The organism is Candidatus Pelagibacter sp. HIMB1746 (genome assembly GCF_052047555.1).
Taxonomy (GTDB): Bacteria; Pseudomonadota; Alphaproteobacteria; order Pelagibacterales; family Pelagibacteraceae; genus Pelagibacter.
The window spans coordinates 38,673-58,551 of sequence record NZ_JBNAJZ010000004.1 but is presented as its reverse complement, the minus strand read 5'-3'; the positions used below and the strand labels follow the sequence as shown (position 1 = coordinate 58,551).

The 19,879-nt window shown below is 28.5% G+C and carries 21 protein-coding genes; 9 read left to right on the top strand and 12 right to left on the bottom strand.

From position 1 onward, the window contains the following. The 5 genes from ybeY to ACTTBM_RS05855 are packed head-to-tail and all read right to left on the bottom strand — an operon-like array spanning position 1 to position 3,592. Complete coding sequence (gene ybeY, locus ACTTBM_RS05875) at positions 1-462, bottom strand: rRNA maturation RNase YbeY (RefSeq protein WP_440635111.1); 462 nt, start codon at positions 460-462, stop codon at positions 1-3. Further along, on the bottom strand, positions 455-1,450 hold the full coding sequence (locus tag ACTTBM_RS05870) for a PhoH family protein (RefSeq protein ID WP_262590057.1): 996 nt from the start codon (positions 1,448-1,450) through the stop codon (positions 455-457). Before ACTTBM_RS05870 ends, ybeY begins: the two co-directional genes overlap by 8 nt. A 3-nt stretch (positions 1,451-1,453) precedes the next feature. Next, the gene (gene miaB / locus ACTTBM_RS05865) at positions 1,454-2,779 is read right to left on the bottom strand and encodes a tRNA (N6-isopentenyl adenosine(37)-C2)-methylthiotransferase MiaB (protein WP_440635110.1); all 1,326 of its coding nucleotides are present in this window, start codon (positions 2,777-2,779) and stop codon (positions 1,454-1,456) included. 6 nt (positions 2,780-2,785) lie between these two features. After that, the gene (locus ACTTBM_RS05860) at positions 2,786-3,196 is read right to left on the bottom strand and encodes a Fur family transcriptional regulator (protein WP_262590055.1); all 411 of its coding nucleotides are present in this window, start codon (positions 3,194-3,196) and stop codon (positions 2,786-2,788) included. A 9-nt stretch (positions 3,197-3,205) separates the two neighbouring features. Continuing rightward, entirely contained in the window at positions 3,206-3,592 is a 387-nt protein-coding gene (locus ACTTBM_RS05855; RefSeq protein WP_440635109.1) for a peptidase M22, read from the bottom strand. A gap of 7 nt (positions 3,593-3,599) precedes the next feature. On the opposite strand from ACTTBM_RS05855, the gene ACTTBM_RS05850 reads away from it, so the two are divergent. Beyond that, positions 3,600-4,601: a polysaccharide deacetylase family protein gene (locus tag ACTTBM_RS05850; protein ID WP_440635108.1), complete on the top strand. Its 1,002-nt coding sequence runs from the start codon at positions 3,600-3,602 to the stop codon at positions 4,599-4,601. Here the strand turns inward: ACTTBM_RS05850 and ACTTBM_RS05845 are convergent. Genes ACTTBM_RS05845 through murJ form a run of 4 tightly spaced genes read right to left on the bottom strand, consistent with a single transcriptional unit; the run spans position 4,598 to position 8,803 of the window. After that, on the bottom strand, positions 4,598-5,665 hold the full coding sequence (locus ACTTBM_RS05845) for a glucosaminidase domain-containing protein (protein ID WP_440635107.1): 1,068 nt from the start codon (positions 5,663-5,665) through the stop codon (positions 4,598-4,600). The two genes, ACTTBM_RS05850 and ACTTBM_RS05845, sit on opposite strands and share 4 nt — an antisense overlap. Before the next feature lie 6 nt (positions 5,666-5,671). After that, positions 5,672-6,211: a NifU family protein gene (locus ACTTBM_RS05840; protein WP_262590050.1), complete on the bottom strand. Its 540-nt coding sequence runs from the start codon at positions 6,209-6,211 to the stop codon at positions 5,672-5,674. A 56-nt stretch (positions 6,212-6,267) separates the two neighbouring features. Next, positions 6,268-7,269 (bottom strand): tryptophan--tRNA ligase, encoded by a 1,002-nt coding sequence (gene trpS / locus ACTTBM_RS05835; protein ID WP_440635106.1) that lies wholly within the window; start codon positions 7,267-7,269, stop codon positions 6,268-6,270. 4 nt (positions 7,270-7,273) lie between these two features. Next, positions 7,274-8,803 (bottom strand): murein biosynthesis integral membrane protein MurJ, encoded by a 1,530-nt coding sequence (gene murJ, locus ACTTBM_RS05830; RefSeq protein ID WP_440635105.1) that lies wholly within the window; start codon positions 8,801-8,803, stop codon positions 7,274-7,276. A 128-nt stretch (positions 8,804-8,931) separates the two neighbouring features. On the opposite strand from murJ, the gene ACTTBM_RS05825 reads away from it, so the two are divergent. Beyond that, positions 8,932-11,220 carry an NADP-dependent malic enzyme gene (locus ACTTBM_RS05825; RefSeq protein WP_440635104.1) on the top strand — a complete coding sequence of 763 codons (2,289 nt, stop codon included), beginning with the start codon at positions 8,932-8,934 and terminating at the stop codon, positions 11,218-11,220. Between the two features lies 1 nt (position 11,221). Here the strand turns inward: ACTTBM_RS05825 and ACTTBM_RS05820 are convergent, their stop codons facing one another. Both ACTTBM_RS05820 and rsmI read right to left on the bottom strand, forming a co-directional pair. Beyond that, the gene (locus ACTTBM_RS05820) at positions 11,222-11,818 is read right to left on the bottom strand and encodes a BON domain-containing protein (protein ID WP_440635103.1); all 597 of its coding nucleotides are present in this window, start codon (positions 11,816-11,818) and stop codon (positions 11,222-11,224) included. After that, positions 11,808-12,668: a 16S rRNA (cytidine(1402)-2'-O)-methyltransferase gene (gene rsmI / locus ACTTBM_RS05815; RefSeq protein ID WP_440635102.1), complete on the bottom strand. Its 861-nt coding sequence runs from the start codon at positions 12,666-12,668 to the stop codon at positions 11,808-11,810. Before rsmI ends, ACTTBM_RS05820 begins: the two co-directional genes overlap by 11 nt. Before the next feature lie 33 nt (positions 12,669-12,701). On the opposite strand from rsmI, the gene ACTTBM_RS05810 reads away from it, so the two are divergent. After that, on the top strand, positions 12,702-13,856 hold the full coding sequence (locus ACTTBM_RS05810; RefSeq protein WP_440635101.1) for an ABC transporter substrate-binding protein: 1,155 nt from the start codon (positions 12,702-12,704) through the stop codon (positions 13,854-13,856). Here the strand turns inward: ACTTBM_RS05810 and rdgB are convergent. Further along, positions 13,840-14,442 carry an RdgB/HAM1 family non-canonical purine NTP pyrophosphatase gene (gene rdgB, locus ACTTBM_RS05805; protein WP_440635100.1) on the bottom strand — a complete coding sequence of 201 codons (603 nt, stop codon included), beginning with the start codon at positions 14,440-14,442 and terminating at the stop codon, positions 13,840-13,842. The genes ACTTBM_RS05810 and rdgB overlap by 17 nt on opposite strands. Before the next feature lie 36 nt (positions 14,443-14,478). On the opposite strand from rdgB, the gene ACTTBM_RS05800 reads away from it, so the two are divergent. The 6 genes from ACTTBM_RS05800 to nth all read left to right on the top strand — a co-directional run bounded on the left by ACTTBM_RS05800 (position 14,479) and on the right by nth (position 19,878). Then, positions 14,479-15,132: a nucleotide exchange factor GrpE gene (locus tag ACTTBM_RS05800; protein WP_440635099.1), complete on the top strand. Its 654-nt coding sequence runs from the start codon at positions 14,479-14,481 to the stop codon at positions 15,130-15,132. 63 nt (positions 15,133-15,195) lie between these two features. After that, positions 15,196-17,121: a molecular chaperone DnaK gene (gene dnaK, locus ACTTBM_RS05795; protein WP_440635098.1), complete on the top strand. Its 1,926-nt coding sequence runs from the start codon at positions 15,196-15,198 to the stop codon at positions 17,119-17,121. Between the two features lie 29 nt (positions 17,122-17,150). Further along, positions 17,151-18,278 carry a molecular chaperone DnaJ gene (gene dnaJ, locus ACTTBM_RS05790; RefSeq protein ID WP_440635097.1) on the top strand — a complete coding sequence of 376 codons (1,128 nt, stop codon included), beginning with the start codon at positions 17,151-17,153 and terminating at the stop codon, positions 18,276-18,278. A gap of 3 nt (positions 18,279-18,281) precedes the next feature. Further along, the gene (locus ACTTBM_RS05785) at positions 18,282-18,449 is read left to right on the top strand and encodes a hypothetical protein (RefSeq protein WP_440635096.1); all 168 of its coding nucleotides are present in this window, start codon (positions 18,282-18,284) and stop codon (positions 18,447-18,449) included. Next, positions 18,449-19,225 (top strand): 4-hydroxy-tetrahydrodipicolinate reductase, encoded by a 777-nt coding sequence (gene dapB / locus ACTTBM_RS05780; protein ID WP_440635095.1) that lies wholly within the window; start codon positions 18,449-18,451, stop codon positions 19,223-19,225. The genes ACTTBM_RS05785 and dapB overlap by 1 nt, the downstream gene beginning before the upstream one ends. Beyond that, complete coding sequence (nth, locus tag ACTTBM_RS05775) at positions 19,225-19,878, top strand: endonuclease III (RefSeq protein WP_440635094.1); 654 nt, start codon at positions 19,225-19,227, stop codon at positions 19,876-19,878. The genes dapB and nth overlap by 1 nt, the downstream gene beginning before the upstream one ends. Position 19,879: the final 1 nt, after the last annotated feature.

The following is a 19,879-nucleotide window of genomic DNA, read 5'->3' as shown; positions in this document are numbered from 1 at the left end:
TTACTTTATTTTTGAGATAACTGATTTATAGATTTTTTCTTCTTCTTTTAACATTTTTAAATAATCTTTATTTTTTATGTGATCAAATCCTAACAAGTGTAAAAAACCATGAATAAATGTTTTAATTATTTTTTCTTTAAATTGTTTATCTGTTTGTGATTTTGATTTATTCATAAAATTAAAACTAATAATTATATCTCCCAAGTAAGTTTGCTTTGATATTTTTAATTTTTTGCTAGACGGGAAAGATAAAATATCAGTAGATTTATTTTTATTTGTAAATTTTTTATTTAAAATTTTAATTTTTTTATTATTTGAAAGAAGTAAAGATAAACTTATTTTTTTATTTAAAAATTTATATTTTTTTGGAAAAGCATCACAAATACTTTTAAAAAAAAAATCTTTTTTTTTAAGTTTTTTAGACCAAGCCTTCTCTTCTGAGAAGACGTTTAAATTAATCATTTTTGGAGTAGGCTTTTACAATTTTAGAAACTAGTGGATGTCTAACTACATCTGAATGATCAAAGTCTACAACTGAAATTTCATTTAGATGCCCCAATAATTCTTTTGATCTAACTAATCCTGACATACTTTTGTTAGGAAGATCTATCTGGGTAGGATCTCCATTAACTACAATTTTTGAATTTTCACCGATCCTTGTTAGAAACATTTTTATTTGTGTATCTGTTGCATTTTGTGCTTCATCTAATATTGCAAAAGAATTTTTTAGTGTTCTACCTCTCATAAATGCCAAAGGAGCAATTTCGATATCACCAATTTCGATCATTCTTTGTATTTTTTCAAAATCGAATAAGTCGTACAAAGAGTCATATAAAGGTCTTAAATACGGATCTACTTTTTCTTTCATATCTCCGGGTAAAAAGCCAAGTCTCTCTCCTGCCTCAACTGCAGGCCTAGATAGAATAATTCTTTCTATTTTTTTTTCTAACAACATAGTTAAACCAACTGCAACAGCTAAAAAAGTTTTTCCTGTTCCAGCTGGACCTGCTGAGATTACAATATCACTTTGTCTTAAAGCTCTGACATAGCTTTTTTGTTTTTCGGATCTAGGAATAATTGATTTTTTTGGTGTTTTTATAATGTCAGTTACATTATTATTTTTAACCTTCTCTTTAATCATAAATTGATCAACTGATGATATAAGATCTTTATTTTCAATTGAACCATTGTTTATAAATTGATTAGTTAAAAATTGAATTGCATTTTTTATCAATTCATTTTTTTGTGGATCTGATTTTATCATTATTGAATTTCCTCTAGAATACAAGCTAGAGTTAGTCATCTTTTCTAATTCTTTTAAATTTTTATTAAATTCTCCAGCAACACCCATGAGTAATTCATTGTTGTGAAATATTACACTTAATGAATTGTTGTCTGAGTAAACAAATTTTAGAGTGGTATCGATTTTTTTTTTAATTGTATTATTCAAAGATTATGCCACCTTTTGATCTGGGTTGCTTAACAATTCTCCAAACAATGTAGTTCTATTACTATTTGTAATTTTTACTTTCATAATTTTTCCAATATGTTCTCTTTTACCATTAAAAATTACTGATGTCATATATTCAGTTCTGCCAAAAGCTTTGGATTTATCTTCAGTTAAATTTTCAACCAACACATCAATTGTTCTATTTTCTAATTTTTTGTTCATATGGGTTTGATTTTCAGATAATAAATTTTGAATAAATTCTAACCTTTTCATTGAAATTTTTTTATCAATTAAATCTAAACCTTCTGCTTTTGTCCCAGGCCTTGGACTAAAAATAAATGAGAAAGAATTTATAAAATTAACTTTTTTAATTAAATCGATTGTACTTTGGAAATCTTCTTCAGTTTCACCAGGATAACCAATAATAAAATCACTTGAAAATTCAATTGATTGATTAATTTTTTTCAATTCATCATAAACTTTTAAATAATGATCTATTTTATGTTTTCTATTCATCAACTTTAAAATCCTGTCGGATCCGCTCTGAACTGGAAGATGGACTAAAGGCATTAACTTTTTAGAGACTTTATATACTTCAATTAAGTCATCAGTCATATCTTTTGGATGCGAAGTTGTGTATCTAATTCTTTTTAAATCTTTAATCTTTTCAATTTCTAAAATTAAATCAGATAGTCTTTTACTATTATCGTTGTAAGCATTTACATTTTGTCCCAAAAGTATGATTTCTTTTGCTCCATTATCAGACAAATAATTTGCCTCCTCAATTATTTGATTGAATGGTCTAGAATATTCTGGTCCACGAGTATATGGAACCACACAAAAATGACAAAACTTATCACATCCTTCTTGAATAGTTAAAAAAGACGAAACCTTACCTGCCTCATTCTTTATTTTACTAAAATATTTAAATTTTGAAACAGCATCAAAATCTGTTTGTTCAATTTTTTTACTTTTTTCAATATGATCAAGAATTGTCTCGTTAATCTTATGATATGCTTGAGGGCCAATTACTAAATCTATATAAGGCTCACGTTTAAGCATCTCTTGGTTTTCTGCTTGAGCAACACACCCTGCAATTATAACTAATGGTTTTTTTTTGGCTCGAAAGCTTTTTTTAACTCTTCCTATTTCAGAATAAACTTTTTCTTTTGCTTTATCTCTAATGTGGCAAGTGTTTAATAAGTAACAGTCAGCTTCTTCCAGGTTTTCACTTTTTTGATAACCAATTTTCTTTACTGAATCAAAAATTCTATTTGAATCATATTCATTCATTTGACAACCAAACGTTTTGATAAAAATTTTTTGCATTTTAGTTTAGGATTTTTTTTTTATCCCATAAAGTTCAAGTTTGTGATCAACTAAAGTGTAACCATATTTATCTGCTACCTTTTTTTGAAGTTTTTCGATTTCTTCATCAACAAATTCTATTATTTCACCTGACTTCACATCTATTAAATGGTCATGATGTCCTTCATTAAGCTCTTCATACCTAGCTTTTCCACCTTTAAACTCATGCTTAGTAAGTATTCCAGATTCTTCAAATAATTTTACTGTTCTGTAAACGGTAGCAATACTTATTTTATTATCTATCTTTGAAACTCTATTGTAAAGTTCATCAACATCAGGATGATCGGTAGATTCGGACATGACCTGAGCAATTATTTTTCTCTGATCTGTCAATTTCACACCTTTTGCTAAACATTTTTGTTCAATTGTTTCAGACATAAATTAATTTTAACTTATATAAATAGGGTTAATCAAATTTTTTTTAATTTTAAATTTAACGCACAAAAAAGGGATATTTTCATATTTTACATCTTTTTCACCTTTAAAATCTTGTAAACTATAGCAATAATAATCAATATTTTTTGCTAATTTGAGAGCCTTTACAACAGAAATAGAATTTCTAATCCCCGCAAAACTTCCTGGGCCTCTGTTAATGTATATTTTGTTAATATCTTTCAATTCAAATTTATTTAATTCTAAAAATTCTTTTATTATCAAAGTTAATTTTTCATAATTTATTTTAGTATTCTCATGAGTAATATTGTAAATATGATCATTAGCTATGATCATTAAAAAAATTTTATCTCCAGCTACATCAATTATAAGTTTATTCATTTTATCTTTGTTTTTTAGTTTTAGTTCTAAATCAGATGAAAATAATATCAAATTTTATTCAGAAGATAATGGGATTTTATCAATAATGTATCATCGTTTTAATGAACATAAATACCCGTCAACTAATATTAATATGGAGGTATTTAAGAAGCACTTAGAAATTGTTAAAAATTCTAATTATAATTTTCTTAATCCTAATGAATTTGATTCAAAATTTAAAACTTCAAAATCAGAAAAAGAAGTTTTGATAACAATTGATGATGCATTTGAATCATTTTACAATGAAGCTTGGCCACATTTAAGAGATAACAAAATTCCATTTATACTTTTTGTTTCAACAGAACCAGTTGGAAACAAAGGTTATATGACCTGGGATCAAATTAGAGAAATTGATGCAGTGGATTTTTCTTTAATTGGACATCATTCACATAGCCACGAATACCTAATAGAAGAAACCGAAGAAAATTTCATTTTAGATATAGAAACTGCAAACAAGATTTTTAAACAAGAACTTAATTATATTCCTAGTCTATTCTCTTATCCATTTGGCGAATATTCTAAATTAATGAGAGATTATATTTCTCAAAACTTTGAATACGCATTTGGTCAACATTCGGGGGTTATTGATCTTAACAAAAATAAATTTGAACTGCCAAGATTTCCGATAAATGAAAAATATGGAGAGCTTAAAAGATTTAAATCTATAATTAATTATTATCCTTTAGAATATAAAAATTTATCTCCAAGTGAAAAACAACTTACAATAAATGACAATCCACCAAATTTTAAAGTTGAATTTTTTAAAGAACAAAAAAATTTAAGCAATATTACATGTTATTCCAACGAAGGAGACAAGTGGGATAAATCTAAAACTAATTTATCTAATCAAATCTTAACTATTGAATTTAGAGAACCTTTTAAACCTAGAAGAGGCAGAATAAACTGTTCTTTAAACGATAATGGCAAATGGAGATGGTTTGGAGTTCAATTTCCAATCAAGAAAAATTAAATCAAGCTTTCTAAATCCTTACTAGATGGCAATAATCTTGCCTCATCAAAATCTTTCAATTTATTTTGATTTATTATTTTTTGAAGAACTTCAACGTACTGACTTCCTGTTTCAGCATATTTATCTAAATGTTTAGATAAAATTATACTATCAAGTGGTTTATCATTGCTTCTCAACTCACTCCTAGCTTTTCTTAAATTTATGTAAGATTTATGAGTATTTAAATTTCTTAAGTATGCTCTTACAGATAATTGTAAACTATTAAATTTCATTACTTTATGAGTTTCACCTTTCTTAGCTTCTTTGGGTTTTAAACCTTCGCCAGACCACGTCCATTGACCAAATAAAGCATTTCCTTTTCTTGCAAATCTTGAAGTTCCCCAACCTGTTTCTTTTGCTGCTTGTGCAATTGCTAAAGATACTGGAATTTCATCCATTCTTACCTTTAATGATGAAAAATCATTTTGCCTAACACCATATTGCTTAAATTTTTTCTCAAGCCATTTTTTTTCGATATCAGTATTGCTACTTTTATTTAAAATCGTAAAGAGTCTTTTTCTATCTATTCTAATTTTAGTGTTTTCTTTAACAATCAATGGAAGGATTATTTTAATAAACATCTCCTTTTTTTTCTTTGAACTAGAGATGTCATTTATTTCGTTTGGAAGAAGTCCTATATCGATAGGTTTTACAAGTTTATTTTCCCTCACATCTTTTAAGCTGTAGTTTACTTCTTTAAATAAGGAATTAATTTCTGAGGTGGTATACCTTACAAGATTAATTTCTGAATTATTTTCCTCTAAAATATCATAAAGCAAATCCATCTCATCTACTTCACCCGTAATATCTTCTTCTATTAAATTGTTTGTATTAAGTTTTTTCAATAAAAGATTTTTAGAATTATTGGTAAATTCTTTATGATTAAAATTTTTTTCAGCAAAGTTAATAAACATAGGAGTTATATAAAAAAATGAAATTAAAAAAATTCCACTTAACATAAATCTAGAAATAGAATTAATACTTTTATTTTTACTAAATTGAAATTTAATTAAATTTTTTTTCATAAAGTTTTAAATCGCGACAACTTCTTTTACCTCTGGAAGATAGTGACACAGAAGATTTTGTACCCCTTGCTTTAAAGTCATTGTTGAACTTGGACAGCCTGAACAACTTCCTTGTAATTGTACTTTTACTATTCCGTCTTTAAATTCTTTAAATTTTATATCACCACCATCTCTTGCAACTGCAGGTCTAATTTTTTGATCTAAAATTTTTACAATTTTTTCCTCAATTTCACTCAAATTGTTATTTTTTTCCTCTTCATTTTCATCAATAACGTATTCTTTACCGTCTAAATAAAAATCGTTTATTAATGAAATAACAATATGTTTAATTTCGTCCCATTTAATTTGGTCATTTTTGTTTACTGAAATAAAATCTTGTCCTAAAAAAATACCCTCAACCCCGTTGACTGATAAGATATTTCTGACCAAATCATTATTTATTTGATCTTTATTCGTGATTTCGTAAGGACCACTATTTGATACTTTCTTCCCAGGAAGAAATTTCAAAGAATTAGGATTTGGCGTTATTTCTGTTTGTACAAACATGTTGTAAATATATATAGAGCTTATTTCTAAAATTTAAACTTGATATTTAAATAATATTAAAATCCTAGTATTTCTTTAATTCTATCTATCTTTTTTGATGCAATTAAGTTTGCTTTTTCAACTCCTTCTAGAAGGATTTTATCTAAATAAGGTTGATCATTTAAAAGTTTTTTTATTTCTAAAGATATAGGTTCAATCTTTTTAACCAATAAATCAGAAAGTTGATTTTTAAATTCAGAAAAATTTTTACCTGAAAAATTTTCGACTGTATTTTGTAAAGTTGAATTATTTAAACTAGAATATATACCAAGAAGGTTTCTTGCCTCTAACCTCTCATTTAATTCTTCAACACTACTTGGCATTGGTAACGGATCAGTTTTTGCTTTTTTTATTTTATTTACAATTGCGTCTCTGTCATCTGTTAAATTAATTCTGCTTAAATCTGATAATTCAGATTTACTCATCTTTTTTGATCCATCTTTTAAACTCATAATTCTAGAAAATTCTTTTTGAATTAAAGGTTCAGGTACTTGCAAAAAATTATCTTGATCAAAATCGTTATTAAACTTTTGAGCAATATCTCTACACAACTCAAGATGTTGTTTTTGATCATCACCAACAGGGACATGAGTCGCATCGTACAAAAGAATATCCGCTGCCATTAAAACAGGATATGAATATAGTCCAACGCTTGCTTTTTCTTTATCTTTACCTGCTTTTTCCTTGAATTGTGTCATTCTATTTAACCAACCCATTCGAGCAACACAGCTCAAAATCCAAGCTCCCTCTGAATGAGCTGCTACACCAGATTGATTAAAAATAATGCTTTTTTTAGGATCAATTCCACTCGCTATAAAAGTAGCTACAGTCTCTCGTATATTATTTTTTAGCTCTTTTGGGTCTTGTTTAACTGTAATTGCGTGCAGATCAACCACACAGAAAATACAATCATTATTAACCTCATTATTAAGGTCTACAAAGTTTTTGATTGCACCTAAATAATTGCCCAAATGAAGATTGCCTGTTGGCTGAACACCAGAAAATATTTTTTTACCCATATTCTTAATAGTTTAATTTAATATCGCTAATTTTAAAAGCTTTGATGAAATAACAAATAAAAATGTAAAAGAATAGTGAAAATAATACGCTTAAGATTAAATAAATTGATTTAAAGCCATAATAAAACGAAAGTTGATTTTCAAAAAAATTTAATAGAAAATTAAAGAATAATCCCATCAAAATTGATGCAAAAATTATTTTAAAGAAATTTAAAAAAAAGTTATTTTTAAAATAAAACAAACTTTTGTTTTTTAAATATATAAAGAGTACTACTGCATTAAACCATGATGAGATTGAAGTTGCGATTGGAATTATAATAAAACCTATTTTGTTAAAATAATAAATACTAATCAAAATATTTAAAAGGACTGAAATTAACGAAATATAAAATGGTGTTTTTGTATTATGATTAGCAAATAAAAAACTTGAAAAAATTTTTATCAAAGCAAAAGCGGGCAAACCTAAAGCGAAATAAAATAAAGCAAGACTTGAATTATTAACAGATTCTTTGTTAAAATTACCATAACCAAACAACGCTGAAATTATCTCCTCTGAACCTATCACTAAAGCTATTGTTGCTGGAATACTTAAAAATAAACTAAGCTCTAAAGCTTTGTTTTGAATAAGAGAAATTTTTTCTTCATTTTTAGAGTCTATAAACCTAGAAAGTTGTGGCAGAATCACAACTCCAATAGCAATGCCAGCTATCGCTAGATTAATTTGATAAATTCTGTCTGCGTAATAAAGATAGGAAACTGCGCTAGCTTGAAAAGAAGCAATAATAGTTCCAACCAGAATATTAATTTGCGTTACGCCAGATGAAAAAATGCTCGGTAGTAGTTTTCTAAAAAAAAACTTTACCTTTTCATCACTTGCTATCTTAAAATTAAATTTAAATGAAAAAAATCTTTTAACAAAATAATTTAAAAAAATTAACTGTAATAATCCCGCTAAAGATACACCATAAGATAAATAGTAAACAAGCTCATCTCCTAAAGCTTTTGAAAATAATAAAACAATAATTAAAATAACATTTAATAGAATTGGTGCTGCTGAAGCTGCAGCAAATTTATTATAAGAATTTAATATTGCAGAAAAAAAAGATGCTAAACTAATAAATAATAAAAAAGGAAAAGTAATCCTTGTTAAACTGATAGCTAAATCCATTTTTTCTAGATCATCTATAAAACCTGGGGCAATAATTAATACAAATCCAGGCATAAAAATCTGAACTACAATTGTTAAAATCAAGAGACCTAAAAATAAAAAATTAAAAATATTATTTGCAAAATCGTTTGCAGATTTTTTTCCTTTGTTCATTTCAGAGGTATAACTAGGTACAAAGGCTGCATTGAAAGTTCCTTCTGAGAATAATCTTCTAAATGTATTTGGAATTCGAAATGCTACAAAAAAAGCATCTGCTAACAAACCTGTTCCAAGAAATACTGCTAGTAATATATCTCTAAAGTATCCAAGCAATCTGCTGATTATGGTATAAAAGCCAAATGTGCCTGTTGACTTAAGTAAGTTCATAAATCATATTAGTCTAAATTTTACACTAATTGTAAGCTTATTGTAAGAATATATAGATAAAATATTAAGATTAATAAAAATTTTTAAAAAAAATACAAATAGAATTAAGTTTAGATAATTAAACAAAAATGAAAAAAACAAAGATTGATCATTACACAGATAAAGAAGCTTTAGATTTTCATAAGGATATAAAACCTGGCAAGATTGAAATAGTTTCTTCAAAGAACATGACTACCAAAAGAGACCTTGCTCTTGCTTATTCTCCAGGGGTTGCTGCCCCAGTTAAAAAAATAAGTGAGAATCCAGAGGCAGCTTATGATTATACGAGTAAAGGAAATTTAGTAGCAGTAATTAGTAATGGTTCTGCAATTTTAGGGTTGGGCAACTTAGGTGCATTAGCCTCTAAACCGGTTATGGAAGGAAAGGCGGTACTATTTAAGAGGTTTGCAGATATAGATTCGATTGATTTAGAAATAGACTGTAAAGATGCTGAGGAAATTATCAGTTCTATTAAAAACTTTGCTCCAAGTTTTGGAGGAATAAATTTAGAAGATATAGCTGCGCCAGATTGTTTTATTATTGAACAAAAGCTCAAAGAAATATTGGATATTCCAGTATTTCATGATGATCAACATGGAACCGCAATTATCACAACCGCTGCTTTGCTTAATGCACTCGACATAAGTGGAAAATCTATTAAGGATATAAAAGTCGTTGTTAATGGTGCTGGTGCATCTGCTCAGGCATGTACAGAGTTATTTATTAACTCAGGTGTAAAACCTGAAAATGTAATAATGCTAGATCGAAAAGGTGTGATTTATAAAGGAAGAGCGGAAGGTATAGATCAATGGAAATCAAGATTTGCAATTAATACAGATTTAAGAACTTTAAGTGATGCAATTAAAGGTGCTGATGTATTCTTAGGATTATCTTCTAAAGGTGTTTTGAAAAAAGATATGGTTAAAAGCATGACTAAAAATCCAATTATATTTGCATGTGCAAATCCTGATCCAGAGATTACACCAGAGGAAATAAATGAAGTAAGAAATGATGCGATTATTGCAACTGGAAGATCAGATTATCCCAATCAAGTAAATAATTTAATCGGATTTCCTTACATATTTAGAGGTGCACTAGATGTAAGATCGAAAACAATCAATGAGGAAATGAAAGTTGCTGCTGCTGAAGCTATAGCAAAACTTGCTAGAGAAGATGTTCCAGATGAAGTTGTGGCAGCTATGGGAGGAGAAAGACCTCATTACGGCAAAGACTATATTATCCCATCAACTTTTGATCCAAGATTAATTAGTGTTATTCCAGCTGCTGTAGCTAAGGCAGCAATAGAAAGTGGGGTTGCTAGAAAAAAAATTGATAATTTTGAAAACTATAAAGAGCAACTTAAACAAAGATTAGATCCAACAGTTACAATTATGCAGGGTATAAATTCTTTCATTAAAAAAAATCAAAAAAGAATTGTTTTTGCAGATGGGGAAGATGAAAATACTTTAAAAGCTGCAATAGCATTTAAAAATTCAAAACTTGGTATTCCAATTTTAGTTGGTAAAGAAAGTAAAATTAAAGAGCAGATTAAAAATATCGGATACAGCGAAAATTTTGATATTGAAATTACCAATTCAAAAGATGAGGGAAAAAGAAAAAAATACGTAAATCATTTGTTCAAAAAGCTTCAAAGGGAACAAGGCTTATTAGAACGAGATTGCGATCGAATGGTTAGAAACGATAGAGTTATTTGGGCTACAAGTATGGTTGCTTGTGGAGATGCAGATGGTGCAGTAACAGGAAATACTAGACGTTTTGGAGCATCTCTTGAAAAAATAAAACAAGTTGTAGATGTTAGAAAAGGCGAAATAATGTTTGGACTAAACATGGTTGTTAATAAAGGAAAAACAATTTTTATTGCAGATACAAGCGTTCACGAATACCCAACATCAGAAGAAATGGCAGAAATAGCAATTTCAGCAGCTAGAGTAGTAAGACTTTTTGGAATTGATCCAAAAATTGCATTTGTTTCTCACTCTACATTTGGACAACCTTTAACAAGTAGAACAAAACACATTCGTTCAGCAGTAGATATTTTAAAAGATAGACAAGTTAATTTTGAATTTGATGGTGATATGCAACCGGATGTTGCTTTAAATCCTGATTATGAAGAACTGTACCCTTTTGCAAAAATAGTAGGTAAAGCAAATATCTTGATAATGCCTGGACAACATAGTGCAGCAATATCATATAAACTAATGAAAACTTTAGGTGATACTAAAGTTATAGGGCCCTTATTGATTGGACTTGGTTTGCCAATTGAGATTGCTCCTCTTAGGTCTTCAACATCAGAAATTATTAATTTAGCTTCTATTGCAGCTTATTCATCTGAGGTAATTGAATATAATATCAAATAGATTAATTTTTTTGAATTCTCAAGTCTTCAAGTAGCAAAATACTTGCCACTACATCTTCAACGTCAAGAATTTCTTTTGCTTCACTGATAACCATTTCTTTTTCTTCATCAGTTAAAGCTATTCCATAAACGTAAATTTTCTTTTTATAAGTATCTATTTGATAATTTGTTGCTTTGATATTTTTATTTACTATCAAGGCAGTTCTTAATTGAGACGTTATAAGTAAATCTTTTGCTGACTGCTTAAAATTAAATTCCTCTTTTATTTTGATATCATTTCTTACCGATCTAGCGCCTTTTGTTTCCCAGGCAATTTTAGTAATTTTTAATTTTTCTTCTGGTGCATCAACTTTTCCAGTGATAAATATTCTTCCATCCAAAACTTTAGTTTTGACTTTTAAAAAATGTTTTTTATCCATAGCAAGTATTTTACTTGAAATTGTTTTTTGCATAATAGAGTCGTCTATTTGTGTTCCGACAGTTCTTGGGTCAATTGCTACTGATACTCCTGTCCCAAATAAACCAGTTGAGCTAACTCCTGGCACGCAACCTGACAAAATAATCGATAAAAAAATAATTATTAAAATTTTAAGTTTCATTTTTTAATTTTAAGCAAAAACTATAAACCACTTTTTTGGGAATATTTTTATTACTACATATTAAATCTGTAATTTCTTTTGTGGTTAATTTGTTAATCATTTTCTTAATCAAATTAATATCTGATTCACTTAGCTTTTGGGAGGCTTTTTCTTCTTTTTTTTCAGAAATAACTATTGTTAATTCGCCTTTTAATTCATTGTTAAATAATTCCAATTCATCAATATTTTTTCTAATATACTCTTCATACAATTTAGACAGCTCTCTACAGAAGACTATTTTTCTCCCATTAAAAAATTTTTTAAATGCAGGTATAAGTTTATTAATTTTTTTTGATGATGAAAAAAAAACTAAACTGTAATTAAAATTTGATAATTTTTTTAATTCATCTTCAATTTGATTTTTTTTTTCTGGTAAAAAACCATAAAATAAAAACTTATCCGAAAACCCACTCGCTGCAACAGCAGTTGTAACTGCTGACGGTCCAGGTATTGAAAATATATTAAGATTATTTTTTATACATTCATTTACTAAAACTAAACCTGGATCAGAGATACTTGGAGTTCCTGCATCTGATATAAGCGAAATTAATTTACCTGATTTTAAATATTCAATTATCTGTAATGTATTTTTTTTTTCATTGAATTTATGATTTGAAATCAATTTTGATTTAATTTTATACTTGTCTAATAAATTTTTAGAAACACGAGTATCCTCACAAAGTATATAATCTGATTTTTCCAGAACCTCTAGTGATCTAAATGATATATCTTTTAAATTACCTATTGGTGTTGCTACTAAATAAAGCCCATTTTTATAATCATTTGATTTAAATTGTGGTTTTGTGATCATAATTCAGCTTAAAAACTATATAATAACATCAAAATGAAAAAGATTATCAAAATTATTTCTATTTCCTTACTTCTCTTATTCTTAAACTTCTTAAATTTAGTTAATGCCAATGAAAAAATAAAAATTGGACTGTTAGTTCCAATGACTGGAGAAAATAAGGATCTGGGATCATCTATTATTAAGGCTGTAAGTTTAGCTGTCAAAGATATTAATAATGATTTAATTGAAATTTATCCAAAAGATACTGCAACAAGGGCTAACCAAACTCTTAAGTCTGCTTTTGAATTAAAACAAATGGGAATAAAAATTGTTATTGGACCAATATTCCATGAAAGTTTAACTTATTTAGATGAGATGAAAGATTTAACTTTTTTATCATTAACAAATAAAACTTTAGATTTACCTGAAAATGTTATTTCTGCTGGAATAAATTCCACATCACAGTTTAATACTATAAAAAAATTTTTAGATAATAATGATTTACAAAAAACTCTTTTTTTAACTCCAATTCAAAATTTTGAGTTTGAAGTCAAAGATGGTGTTAAAAATTCTAAAATAAAAGTTTTTAAAAATTTTGAATATAATACTGAACCAACAAAACTTACAAAACAAATTGAGGAAATAACTAAATACAAAATTAGAAAACAAAATCTAGCGGATGAAATAAAAAGAATTCAAGAATCAAATGAACCAAATAAAGAAAGAAAAATTAAAAGCTTGGAAAAAAGATACACGATTGGAAGTGTAAATTTTGATGCAGTTGTTATATCTGATTTTGATGAAAGTCTTAAAAGTGTTGCAACTTCTTTACTCTACACTGATGTGTCTCCAAAAAATAAATACTTTATAACCCTTAACCAATGGTTTGATGAAAGTTTAATGGAAGAGACAAATATTCAACCAATTTATTATCCATCAATTAATAAAGGAAATTTTGATGATTATAAAATCAAATATTTTAATGCTTTTAATCAAAACCCATCCCATCTCTCACTGTTAAGTTATGATTTGGTTGGTTTAGTATATTATCTTTCATTAAAATCAGATCTTTCAAAAATGGATAAATTATTTAAGAAAAAAAATTCATTTAAGGGAAAGATAGGAATTTTTGATATCAAAGATAACAAAATTAATCACAGATTAAATTTTTATAAAATAGAAAATAAAAAACTTACAGAAATCTTTTAAGCTTTTTGAAAGCTTGATAGCGATGGTCCATTTTGTATTTTTGAGATGGTTTCATTTCACCAAATGTTTTAGATTTTTTTAGTGGAATAAAAATTGGATCATAACCAAATCCATTTTTCCCCTTTGGCTCATTTGATATTCGACCCTCAACTTTGCCTACTACACAAGCAATTTTTTTATTTAAATAAGAGATTGATAGGGCACAAACAAATCTTGCTTTAATTTTTTTATTTTTCCAATTCTTATCTTTTTTATCTAACTCTCTAAATACTTTTTTAATAGCTTTATTAAAATCCCCAGATTTTCCTCCCCATCTTGCAGAATAAATTCCAGGTCTTTTATCTAGATTATCTATCTCCAAACCAGAGTCATCAGCCAAACATATCAGACCAGTCTTTTTAGAGAAATATTTTGATTTAATTAAGGAATTTTCCTCAAAAGTTTTTCCATTTTCAACAGGACTTTTAAGTTTGAAATTAGAAGTAGAGTAAATTTTGATAAAATTTGGTAATAAACTCCTAATTTCTCTTAATTTACCCTTATTGTTAGTACCAATGAGTAATTGTTTAATTTTTTGCTTAGACATCTAGAAATAATTAAATTCCTTACCATATATGGGCTTATGGAAAAAGAAGAAAACCAAAACAATACTCCAGATGACGAGAATAAGAATTTAAAAAAAGAAACAGAAAAACCTGAGGAAAAGTCGGCAGGTGAAAATAAACAAGAAACACCTCAGGAAACCAAAGAAGAGATTAAAGAACCAACTCCAGAGGAAAAAATTGCTGAACTAGAAGATAAACTGGCACGAACTTTTGCTGAAATGGAAAATCAAAGAAGAAGGTTTGAAAAAGAAAAAGATGATGCATTTGAGTATGGAGGTTCTAGCTTTGCTAAAGAAGCATTAAATTTAATTGATAACTTGGATCGTTCTAAACATGTTTTAGAAAGCGATGACAAGTTAAAAGAAACAGAAGCTTTAAACAAGATACTGGAGCATTTAGAAATAATAAAGAAAGATTTAATTTCTATTTTTGAAAAGAACAATATTAAACCAATTGATTGTATTAACAAAAAACTAGATCCTAACTTTCATCAAGCAATGATGGAGATTGAAGATGACACTAGAGAAGCTGGAACAATTGTTCAAGAAATTCAAAAAGGCTTTACTATTAAAGATAGACTTTTAAGACCTTCATTAGTCGGTGTCTCAAAAAAAATTACCAACAAAGAGGAAAAAACTGAACAAAATCAGGAAAATTCAGGAGATAAATAATAATGAGATCAACTTGTAGTTTCAAATTTAAACCCTATATGACGAAAGAGAGACAATAATATTATGAGCAAAATAATTGGAATAGACTTAGGAACAACCAACTCTTGTGTTGCGGTAATGGAAGGAACACAAGCTAAGGTTTTAGAAAATGCAGAAGGAGCAAGAACTACACCTTCAGTAGTTGCATTTACTGATGAAAATGAAAAATTAATAGGTCAACCTGCTAAAAGACAAGCGGTAACAAATCCTGAAAATACAATTTTTGCAGTTAAAAGATTAATTGGAAGAAATTTTGATGATCCAACGGTAAAAAAAGATGTTGAAGCTGCACCATTTAAAATAGTTAACTCTGAAAAAGGAGATGCCTGGATTGAAGCTAAAGGAGAAAAGTATTCTCCCTCACAAATCTCTGCTTTTATATTACAAAAGATGAAGGAGACAGCTGAAAAATATTTAGGATCAGAAGTAACAAAAGCCGTAATTACAGTGCCAGCATATTTTAACGATGCACAAAGACAAGCAACAAAAGATGCAGGTAAAATTGCAGGACTTGAAGTTTTAAGAATTATAAATGAACCAACTGCTGCATCACTTGCTTATGGTTTAGATAAAAAACAAAATAAAAAAATTGCTGTATACGATCTAGGTGGAGGAACATTTGATGTTTCTATACTTGAGTTAGGTGACGGTGTATTTGAAGTTAAATCAACTAATGGTGATACTTTTTTAGGTGGTGAAGATTTTGATAATGCTATAGTTGATTATTTAATTTCTGAATTTAAGAAAGATAATGGTATTGACCTTAAATCAGATAAACTTGCTTTGCAAAGATTAAAAGAAGCAGCTGAAAAAGCAAAAATAGAATTATCATCTGCAGAACAAACAGACATAAATTTACCATTTATAACTGCAGACAAAACAGGTCCGAAACACATTAATTTAAAGATGACTAGAGCAAAACTTGAGGCTTTAGTTGAAGACTTAATTGCTAGAACAATGCCTCCATGTCAGACTGCTTTAAAAGACGCAGGAATCACCGCAAATGAGATAGATGAAGTGGTTATGGTCGGTGGTATGACTAGAATGCCAAAAGTTATAGCAGAAGTTAAAAACTTTTTTGGAAAAGACCCTAATAAGAGTGTAAACCCTGATGAAGTAGTTGCAATGGGTGCTGCTATTCAAGCAGGAGTGTTGCAAGGAGACGTTAAAGACGTTCTTTTATTAGACGTTACACCGTTATCATTAGGTATTGAAACGCTTGGTGGTGTTTCTACAAAACTAATTGATAAAAATACGACAATTCCAACTAAAAAAAGCCAAGTTTTCTCAACAGCTGAAGATAATCAGCCAGCTGTTTCTATTAGAGTTTTACAAGGTGAAAGAGAGATGGCTTCTGATAACAAGTTATTAGGTAATTTTGAATTAGTAGGTATTGCGCCAGCTCCAAGAGGAGTTCCTCAAATTGAAGTTACATTTGATATTGACGCCAACGGTATCGTAAATGTTTCGGCAAAAGACAAGGGAACAGGTAAAGAGCAGAAGATACAAATTCAAGCTTCTGGTGGATTAAGTGATGAAGAAATTGAAAAAATGGTCAAAGATGCTGAAGCCAATAAAGAAGCTGATAAAAAGAAAAGAGAGTCGGTTGATGTTAGAAACCAAGCAGACACTTTGATTCATTCAACGGAGAAAAACTTAAAAGAGCATGGATCAAAAATTTCAGATGCAGAGAAAAAAGCAATTGAAGATGCATCATCTGCTGTAAAAGAAGCTCTAAAGGGTGAAGATATTGAAGATATCAAGAAAAAAACTGAAGCTTTAGTTCAAGCTTCAATGAAACTTGGAGAAGCAATCTACAAATCACAACAAAGTGCTAAACCAGAATCAGGAAAAGATGATGGTGGAGATAGTACAAGTAAAAAAGACGAGAATGTTGTTGATGCTGATTTCGAAGAAGTAAAAGACGAAAATAAAGAAAAAAGCGCATAAACTGACATTTAATTGTCTGGGGTAATTTGATGGCTAAAAGAGACTATTATGATGTCCTGGGCGTTAACAAGAGCGCAAGTCCTGACGAACTAAAATCTGCGTATAGAAAACTAGCAGTTAAATATCATCCAGATAAAAATCCAGGTGATTCAAAAGCAGAGGAAAAATTTAAAGAAGCTAGTGAAGCTTACGGAATACTTTCAGACAAAGAAAAAAAACAAAACTACGATAACTTTGGACATGCTGCTTTTGAAAATGGTGGTGGTAGACCTGGTGGTGGTTTTGGTGGTTTTAGTGGAGCTGATTTTTCAGATATTTTTGAAGATTTCTTTGGAGATTTTGGAGGCAGTGGAAGATCAAGAAATAGAAGATCAAATAATAGAGGATCAGATTTAAGATATGACTTATCTATTTCATTAGAAGAAGCTTATCACGGGAAAAAACAAGACATAAAATTTGCAACTACTGAACAGTGTGGAACTTGCAAAGGTAATGGTTCAGAACCAGGTTATTCTCCAGATAGGTGTTCTTATTGTGGAGGAAATGGAAGAATAAGATCTAACCAGGGTTTCTTTACTGTTCAACAAACTTGTCCACAATGTAATGGTAATGGTGAAGAAATAACTAATCCATGCAATGATTGTAATGGTCAGGGCAAAAAACAAACATCCAAAAAAATATCTGTAACTATTCCTAAAGGAGTAGATGATGGTACTAGAATAAGACTTGCCGGAAAAGGTGAAGCTGGTAGCAGAGGTGGTGCTACAGGTGATTTATATTTATTTATAAATGTTCATTCTCATGAACTATTTAAAAGATCGGATGAAAACCTATTTTTTGAGTTTCCCCTATCTCTTGCTGATGCGGCCCTTGGAACTACGATTGAAATACCAACAATTGATGGCGGAAGAGCAAAAATAAAAATTCCAGATGGAACCCAAAATGGTAAACAATTTAGATTGAAAGGCAAAGGAATGCCATTTATGAGAAGAGGTGATTTTGGTGATTTATATGTTCAAGTAAAAACAGAAGTGCCAGTATATTTAAATAAAAAACAGAAAGAGTTACTTGAACAATTTAGGGAAATAGAAAACGATAAGTCAAATCCAAGTATTAAAAAGTTTTTTCAAAAAGCAAAGGATTTTTGGAAAAATTAAATTATGGGATTAGAAGAAATAATTCCATCAATAGCACTAATATTAATTCTAATTCTAATTTTACCTAATTTTATAAAATCAAACTTTAATAAAAAAGTATTTGTTAAAAATTTAAGTATTTGGGGTGTCATTGTAATTGTTCTTATGATACTTCTATATTTTATCACTTAATGAAAAAAATTAATTTAGCTATTTCGGGATGTATGGGAAGAATGGGTAAACAGCTCATCAAGTCCTCTAAAAAAAATAAAAATTTCAAATTAGTTACACTTACAGAAAATAGATTGGTAAATAAAAAATTTAATGGAATTAAACCTGAACTAAATTCTGATAAAGCCTTTAAAAAAACTGATGTGATTATTGATTTTACTGTTCCTGAGTGCACCCTTGAAATATTAAAAATAGCATCAAAATTAAAAACAAAAGTAGTAATTGGTACAACTGGATTTACTAGAGCTCAAGAAAATCAAATTAAAAAATATTCAAAAAAAATACCAATTTTAAAAGCTGGTAATATGAGCTTAGGTGTAAATTTATTGATGTATTTAACTGAGATTGCCTCAAAATCACTTAATGATGAATACTTAAGTAAAATATTTGAAGTACACCACAAACATAAAAAAGACTACCCATCCGGTACTGCTTTAATGCTAGGTAAAGGAATAGCGGATGGAAAAAATAAAAATTTATATAATTTAATTGGTAAAAAATTCTTAAATAAAAAATCTTTTCCTTACGGAAAAAAAATTAATTTTAACTCAATTAGAAGAGGTGAAATTATTGGTGAACATGAAGTAAAATTTTCAAGTGGAAAAGAAATAATTACTTTAAACCATGAGGCTTTTGATAGAGCACTTTACTCCGATGGAGCTTTAACAGCATCAAAATGGTTAATGAAAAAAAAACCAGGATTATATTCAATGAGAGATTTGCTTAACTTTTCGTAATGAATGAAAAACAAAAAGCAAAAATAATTATCAAGATTTTAAATAAAATTTATCCTAAAGCTCCTGTTCCCTTAAAAAGTAAAAATGTATTTACATTATTAATTTCTGTGCTGCTATCTGCTCAATGTACTGATGTAAATGTTAATAATGTAACTAAAGATATATATCCAAAATACTATAAGCCTGAGCATTTTGTAAAATTAGGTAGAAGTAAAATTGAAAAATTAATAAAAAAAATTGGGATTTTTAGGATTAAAGCCAAAAGTATTTACTTAATGTCAAAACAAGTGCTGGAAAAGCATAAAGGTAAAGTACCTAAAACTTTTGAAGAACTCGAAAAACTACCTGGTGTAGGTCATAAAACAGCAAGCGTGGTAATGTCCCAAGGTTTTGGGTATCCAGCTTTTGCAGTTGATACTCATATTCATAGACTTGCTCAAAGATGGGGTTTAACAAACGGAAAAAATGTTATTCAAACAGAAAAGGATTTGAAAAGAATTTTTCCAAAAAAAACCTGGTCCAAACTTCATCTCCAAATAATTTTTTATGGTAGAGAATATTGCAAAGCGAGAGAATGTTATGGATTAAGCTGCAAAATATGTACTACTTGCTATCCAAATAGAAAAAAACCTGTTATTACAAAAAAAGCTTAAC